Here is a 6818-nt window from a genome sequence, read left to right on the forward strand (position 1 = left end):
GCGGTGGTGCGGGAGGACGGGCTGCTCCGAAGCGACGGCCGCGGGATCCTGGGCGCGGATGACAAGGCCGGGTGCGCCGCGATTATGGAGGGCCTGCGGGCGGCGGTGGAGGCTCGGGTGCCCCGCGGGGACCTGGAGGTCGTCTTCACCATCTGCGAGGAGGTGGGGCTGCTGGGGGCGACGCACCTGGATCTCGAGGGGCTCCGGGCGAAAGAGGCGCTCGTCCTGGATGGGGAGCAACCGGGGAAGGTGGTCACTGCCGCCCCGTCCGCGGACCGTCTCGAGATCCGGGTGCACGGGCGGGAGGCCCACGCCGGCGTGCGGCCGGAGCAGGGCGTGAGCGCCATCCGCGTGGCCGCCGAGGCCATCGCTGCCCTGCGGCTCGGGCGGCTGGACGAGGAGACGACGGCCAACGTCGGGACCATCGAGGGCGGAAGCGCCGTCAACGTGGTCCCGGGGCTGGTCCGGATCCGGGCCGAGGCCCGGAGCCACAACGAGGCGAAGCTCGACGCCCAGGTCGCTCACATGCGGGGCTGCTTCGAGGCGGCGGCGGCGCGGCACGCGGTCACGGTGGACGGGACGCGCCATCCCGCCCGGGTGGAGGCGGAGGTCACCCGCCAGTACTCCCGGATGGCGGTGGCGGCCGACGCGCGCCTGGTCGGGCTCCTGCGGGAGGCGGGCCGGCGGGTCGGCGTCGAGGTCCGGACGCACCGGACCGGCGGCGGCCTCGATGCCAATGCCTTCAACGCCCGAGGGATCCAGGCTGTCGCCATCGGCTGCGGCCAGCGGGCAGTCCACACGCCGGAGGAGCACTGCGTCCTGGCGGACGTGGCGGCCGCCGCCGGGGTCATCCTCGAGGTGCTGCGCCTGAACGCCGGGGGCTAGCCGGCCAGGGCTTCCTGGGTGTCGGCGAAGTTCTGGATCTGGCGGGCGAACTGGATATCCGGCAGCAGGACTTGCTTCGTGATGCGGTCCGCGCAGGCGAGGGTCACCCGGGAGCCCGCGATCCGGATCTCCGGGTGCTGGCCGGTGATCTCCGCCAGGTCGGCGATGCTGTTCACAAAGGCCAGGGCGCTCCGGAAATCCGGGAACCGGTACTCCCGGATGAGCGCCTGCCCGTCGAAGCGCCAGCCGGGCAAGTGAGCCAGGTGCTTCTGGATCTCCTCGTCCGGGAGCCGGTACATCCTCCCACCTCCGGGGTTTCTCTCTACTCCTCTTGCTGCCGCCGCGTCAACAGAAAATCGCCGCGGCGCGAGGCCGGCTCCCCATGGTGATCCTCGAGTGTCGGGGCGTCACGCTCCTCACCCACGGGGCCGACGGGGCCGCCCCGCGCGAGGTGTTGCGGGGCGTCTCTTTTGCTCTCGAGGCCGGGGAGCGCCTGAACGTCGTCGGCCCCTCGGGCGGCGGCAAGTCCACCCTCCTGCGCCTGCTCAACCGGTTCGACGATCCCGATCAGGGGACGGTCCTCTTCCACGGGAAGGATCTGCGGACGTATGACCCTCTCGAGGTGCGGCGGCGCATCGCCCTCACCCTCCAGACCCCGGTCATGTTTGACGGGACCGTGCGGGACAACCTGCTGCGCCATCCGCCGGAGCGGCGGGCCACGCTCACCGAGGCCGACCTGCGGGCAGCCCTGGAGGACGTCGCCCTGGACGGGTCCTTCCTGGACCGTCCTGCGGGCGAGCTGTCCGGGGGGGAGAAACAGCGGGTAGCGATCGCGCGGGCGCTCCTGATGCGCCCCGAAATCCTCCTCCTCGACGAGCCCACCTCGGCCCTGGACCCCCAGGCGGCCGGCCACCTGATCGAGACGGTGACCACGCTGAACCAGCAGAAGGGACTCACGCTGGTCGTGGTGAGCCACGACCTCAACGTCATCCGAAGCCTCTCCGGCCGCCTCCTCTTCTTGGCCGGAGGCGAGGTCCTCGTGGACGCCGAGACCTGCGCGTCCCTGGAGCACCCCACCCACCCCCTGGTCCGCGACTTTGTCGCCGGGAGGGTGCCGTGACCGAGGTCCTGGACATCGGCCCCTGGCGGCTCGCCGCCGCCCTGCTCCTCATCGCCGCGGTCCTCGTCCTGTCCTTCCGGGAGCGCCTGGGCCTGGAGCGCTCCCTCCTGGTGGGGACGGTCCGGACCTTCCTCCAACTGTTCCTGGTCGGCTACGTGCTCCAGGCGATCTTCGCCCTGGAGCACTGGGCGCCGGTCCTGGGCGCGGTGGCCGTGATGGTCCTTGTGGCGACCCACACGGCGGTCTCCCGCCTGAAGCGGCGGGTGGCCGGTATCACGGCCTTTGCCGCGATCGCCCTGACGGCAGGGTCGGGGCTCACCCTCGCCTTCGTGAGCGAGGTGGTCATCGGCGTCCGGCCCTGGTTCGACCCGCAGTATTTGATCCCGATTGCCGGCATGATCGTGGGGAACGCGATGAACGGGGCAGCATTGGCGGGGGAGCGCTTCCAGGCCGAGCTGAAAAACCGGGTGCCGGAGGTGGAGACCCTGCTCGCCCTGGGGTTCCCGGCGCCGGAGGCGCTGGCCGCCCTCCGTCAGGAGGCGCTGCGGGCGGCCCTGATCCCGAGCCTGAATGCCATGATGGTGGTCGGGATCGTACAGCTGCCGGGGATGATGACCGGGCAGATCCTGGCCGGCTCCTCGCCCCTGGTGGCCGTCAAGTATCAGATCGTCGTGATGCTGATGCTTACGGCGGCGGTGGCCTTCACCTGCGTGCTCTTCCTCGAGCTGCTGGTGCGGCGCTACTATACGCCGGCTCACCAGCTCCGGCGCTACCTGGTGGGAGCCTGACGGGTGAAGGACTAGGAGGGATCGGGAAGCCCGAGGCGGAGGGCGTGGTTGGCGTTGGCGAAGGCGACCCGCCGGAGATCCAGATCGGAGAGGCCGCGGCGGCGCAGCTCGCGGAGAGCCTTCGGGACCGCGAACAGGTCAATCCCCCGGTAGCCTACGTGATCCGAGTTGAGGAGGATCCGGTCCGGCCCGTAGCGGGTTACCATGTCAGCAACGGCAGTCGGGGCGATGGGGCGCTGGAGGGACCCCGTGCTGATCCCGGCCCACGCCCCGGTCTCCTTGTGGACGTACTCGATGATACTGTCGTCCACGTGGTCCACGATGAGCCGGGCATGGTCCAACCCAATCGTATTGATAATGGCCATATCCCGCTCCAGGTAGTGGAGGCGGTGCCGCTCCACCGGCGGGAGGTCCGGCCCGCGCTTCGGGATCTGCTCCCCGGGGCGGCGCGGGGAGGAGGTGTGGAGGATCAGGGGGAGGTCGAGCGCCTTGGCCAGTTCCACCTGGGCGGCGAAGCAGGCCTCCTGGTCGGCCATCGGCCAGGTCAGGCCGAAGTGCTGCACCGGGTCCAGCCCGATCTCGCCGATCGCCACCACGGCCGGGTCCTTCGCCACCTCCGGGAGCACCTCCACCAGCCGTGCCCACTCCCGTACGGCCGTCACCGACGGCACCCCCACTGCCACGAAGACCCGAACGAAGTGCCGCCGCTCGCTCAGGCGCGCGAAGTGGATGGGGTGGTCCCAGCAGCGCCGGATCTCGGCCGGGCCGGGGGGCTCGGTCAGGACCTCCCGGTACACCGCCGGGTTGCCGGCCGAGATGACGCAGGCCACCATCCCGGTCATGCTCAGGTCCTCCCAGGCGTCGTGGGGGAGGACGTGGCTGTGGCAGTGGCTGTCAATGTAGGGGATCATCGCGGCCTCCGGGTACCCGCGCCGCCACGTCCCCTCCATAGCCGGCCCCGCCCCGCCGGTCAACGGAAATCGCCGCGGCGCCCGGCCCTGATCTTGCAGATCGGGAGCCCCGGACTGCCAGCGGGAGGCTGCCGATGCCGGAGTTCCGCTTCCTCCAGGACCTGATCGTCGTGCTGATGCTCTCGGTTCTGGTCGTCACCGTCTTCACCCGCTTCCGCCTCCCCACCATCGTCGGCTTCCTCGCCTCCGGCATCCTCATGGGACCCTACGGCCTGAGCCTGGTCGCCGACGTCCACTCGGTCGAGGTCCTGGCGGAAATCGGCGTCGTCCTCCTCCTCTTCACGATCGGCCTCGAGTTCTCCCTCACGAAGCTCAACCAGATCCGCCGGGCGGTCTGGGGGGGTGGGACGGCTCAGGTCCTGGCCACCATCGCGGCCACGGCGGCGGTGGGGGCCCTGGCGGGGGCGGATTGGAAGCCCGCGACCTTCTTCGGCTTCCTGCTGGCCCTGAGCAGCACCGCCGTCGTCCTGAAGACCCTGGTGGACCGGGCCGAGATTGATTCTCCCCACGGCCGGTGCGTCCTCGGCATCCTCATCTTCCAGGACCTGTGCGTCGTCCCGATGATGCTCCTGGCCCCCCTCCTGGGGACGGGTGCCGCCTCGACCGCCGCCATCCTGGGGACCCTTGCCAAGGCCGCCGGGGTCGTGGGCGTGGTTCTTCTGGGCGCCCGCTTCGTCGTCCCCCGCCTCCTCTACGAGATCGTCCGGACCCGGAGCCGGGAGCTGTTCGTGATCAGCGTCATCGTCATCTGCCTGGGGACGGCCTACGCCACCGCGCAGGCCGGCCTCTCCCTCGCCCTCGGGGCCTTCCTGGCGGGCCTGGTCGTCTCCGAGTCGGAGTTCAGCACCCAGGCCCTGACCGAGATCCTCCCGTTCCGGGACGCCTTCAACAGCCTCTTCTTCATCTCCATCGGCATGTTGATGGACCTCCGCTTCGTCCTGGGCCACCCCTTCACGGTCCTGGGGCTCGCGGCGGCTGTCCTGGTGGGGAAGGCGCTCCTGGGGGGTGGCAGCGTCCTCCTCCTCGGGTACCCGGCCCGGACCGCCATCCTGGGAGGGCTCGCCCTGGCCCAGGTCGGGGAGTTCTCCTTCGTCCTCTCCAAGGTGGGGAAGGGGCTCGGGCTCCTGACCGAGTGGGGAAGTCAGACGTTCCTCTCCGCCTCGGTCCTGACCCTCCTCCTCACCCCCTTTCTGATCCAGGCCGGGCCGCGCCTGGCCGAGCGGCTGCGACGGGTGGAGCGCCTGGAGCGCTGGTTCCCGGGGCGCCGCTTCACCGCGCTCGCCCCGGAGCGCCTGGCGCTCAAGGACCACGTCATCATCGTGGGGTTCGGCCTGAACGGCCGCCACCTGGCGCGGGTCCTCAAGCAGGCGGGCATCCTTTATGCCATTCTGGAGATGAATGGGGAGACGGTCCGGCGGATGCGGAGGCAGGGGGAGCCGATCTACTTCGGAGACGTGACCTCGGTCGAGGTCCTGGAGCACCTGGGGGTCTCCCGGGCGCGCCTGCTGACGGTGGCCATCTCCGACCCGACCTCGGTCCAGCGGGCCGTCCGGCTCGCCCGCGAGGCGAACCCGAAGCTCTACATCGTGGCCCGGACCCGCTACGCCGTCCAGGTGGACGAGCTGTACCGGCTGGGGGCGGACGAGGTCATCTCGGAGGAGTTCGAAACCTCCATCGAGATCTTCGCCCGGGTCCTGCGGCGCTACCAGGTCCCCCGCAACGTGATCGGGGAGCAGATCAACCAGATCCGGCGGGAGCGGTACGAGATGCTCCGGGACGTGGCCGTCCCGACCCAGACCCTGGGGAGCCTGGCCGGGACGCTGGGCGGGGTGGGGGTGGAGTCTTTCCGCCTCCGGGCCGAGGCCCCGGCGGTGGGCCGGACCCTCCGCGAGCTGGACCTCAGGACACGGACCGGGGTCACGGTCATCGCCGTCATCCGGGAGGGGCACGTCCGGAGCAGCCCGGACCCCGGGGCGTCCCTCGCGCCCGGGGACACCCTGGTTTGCATCGGGGCGGCGGCTGACATCGAGCGGGCCGGCGCCCTGCTCCTGGGCGAGCCACCGGAAGGGGAGCGCTAGGCGGCTTTTTTGACCTGCCTGGAGCCTTCTCCGGCTCCGACTAACAGCCTGCCATCCATCGGATCGGCCCCCCTTTTGCGTTCTCATCCTCCAAGGTAGCTTCTAGTACATAACCCATTGAAAATACTGCTTTCTTTAAGCTTCATCGGCACGGAATGGAATGCGACACAACAGTGGCGTGCCCCTTGCACGGCGTGCCCTTCGTCATCTATCTCGCGGTTAGGGTTTCCCGGGGATTCGCAAGCACAAGGGGGTCGGGAATGCCAAGATGGGCACTGAGGCTCTGCGCCATCGCGTTCGGTTCCGCAGCGGTCCTCCTCTCCCCTCAGCTTGCGCGAGGGAAAGCGATTACGCTAGGCTCAGTCAGCGCCGAGCCCGGGGCGGAAGTCAAAAAGCTAGCCCCCTTTGTCACCTACCTTGCGAAGCAGCTCCTCGTCGAGGGGATCGACCAGGGGAAGGTGATCGTCGCAAGGTCTATCCCCGAGATGGCGAGCTTTCTCCGCGAAGGGAGAGTCGACCTCTATATTGATAGTCCCTTCCCGGCGATGGCGGTGGGCCACCTTTCCGGGAGCAAGTTCTTGCTCCGCCGTTGGAAAAAAGGCGTCGCGGAATATCGCACGGTGATCTTCACGCGGAAGGACAGCGGCATTGCCCGCCTGGAAGATCTCCGAGGCAAAATCATCTCCTTCGAAGAGCCGTACTCGACGAGCGGGTACTTCCTCCCCAAGGTGATGCTGTTGCAGCGGGGACTCCACCTGATCCCGCAGAAGGGGTTTTCCGAACGCGTCGGCTCCGGTGAAGTGGGCTACAGGTTCAGTTACGCTGATGAAACCACCATGGTCTGGGTGCTCAAAGGGATTGTCGCCGCCGGAGCTATGGACAATCAGAGTTATCTCCGGTGGGCAGGGCGGGACGTGGAGCAGTTGCAGGTCCTCCACGAGTCCTTCCCGACCCCGCGGCATATTCTGAGCTATCG

General features: G+C 69.3%; 7 protein-coding genes. 5 read left to right on the forward strand and 2 right to left on the reverse strand.

Annotated features, from left to right (window positions below; genetic code table 11):
- Positions 1-885 (forward strand): M20/M25/M40 family metallo-hydrolase (locus tag VGT06_13380; protein HEV8664113.1); only part of this gene is annotated, 885 nt, incomplete at its 5' end.
- On the opposite strand, the gene VGT06_13385 is transcribed toward VGT06_13380, so the two are convergent.
- Positions 882-1184 carry a 4a-hydroxytetrahydrobiopterin dehydratase gene (locus tag VGT06_13385; GenBank protein ID HEV8664114.1) on the reverse strand — a complete coding sequence of 101 codons (303 nt, stop codon included), beginning with the start codon at positions 1182-1184 and terminating at the stop codon, positions 882-884. The genes VGT06_13380 and VGT06_13385 overlap by 4 nt on opposite strands.
- Before the next feature lie 83 nt (positions 1185-1267).
- Here VGT06_13385 and VGT06_13390 point away from each other — a divergent pair, with 83 nt between their 5' ends.
- Positions 1268-2005: an ATP-binding cassette domain-containing protein gene (locus tag VGT06_13390; GenBank protein ID HEV8664115.1), complete on the forward strand. Its 738-nt coding sequence runs from the start codon at positions 1268-1270 to the stop codon at positions 2003-2005.
- On the forward strand, positions 2002-2793 hold the full coding sequence (gene fetB, locus VGT06_13395; GenBank protein HEV8664116.1) for an iron export ABC transporter permease subunit FetB: 792 nt from the start codon (positions 2002-2004) through the stop codon (positions 2791-2793). The genes VGT06_13390 and fetB overlap by 4 nt, the downstream gene beginning before the upstream one ends.
- An 11-nt stretch (positions 2794-2804) precedes the next feature.
- Here fetB and VGT06_13400 read toward each other — a convergent pair whose 3' ends face one another.
- Positions 2805-3704: a TatD family hydrolase gene (locus VGT06_13400; protein HEV8664117.1), complete on the reverse strand. Its 900-nt coding sequence runs from the start codon at positions 3702-3704 to the stop codon at positions 2805-2807.
- A 134-nt stretch (positions 3705-3838) separates the two neighbouring features.
- Here VGT06_13400 and VGT06_13405 point away from each other — a divergent pair, with 134 nt between their 5' ends.
- Together VGT06_13405 and VGT06_13410 are read left to right on the forward strand one after the other, a co-directional pair.
- A complete protein-coding gene (locus tag VGT06_13405) occupies positions 3839-5842 on the forward strand; it encodes a cation:proton antiporter (protein HEV8664118.1) in 2004 nt (667 codons plus the stop codon).
- Between the two features lie 194 nt (positions 5843-6036).
- On the forward strand, positions 6037-6818 hold a 782-nt coding region (locus VGT06_13410), incomplete at its 3' end, for a phosphate/phosphite/phosphonate ABC transporter substrate-binding protein (GenBank protein ID HEV8664119.1).

Source organism: Candidatus Methylomirabilis sp. (assembly GCA_036000645.1).
GTDB lineage: Bacteria > Methylomirabilota > Methylomirabilia > Methylomirabilales > JACPAU01 > JACPAU01.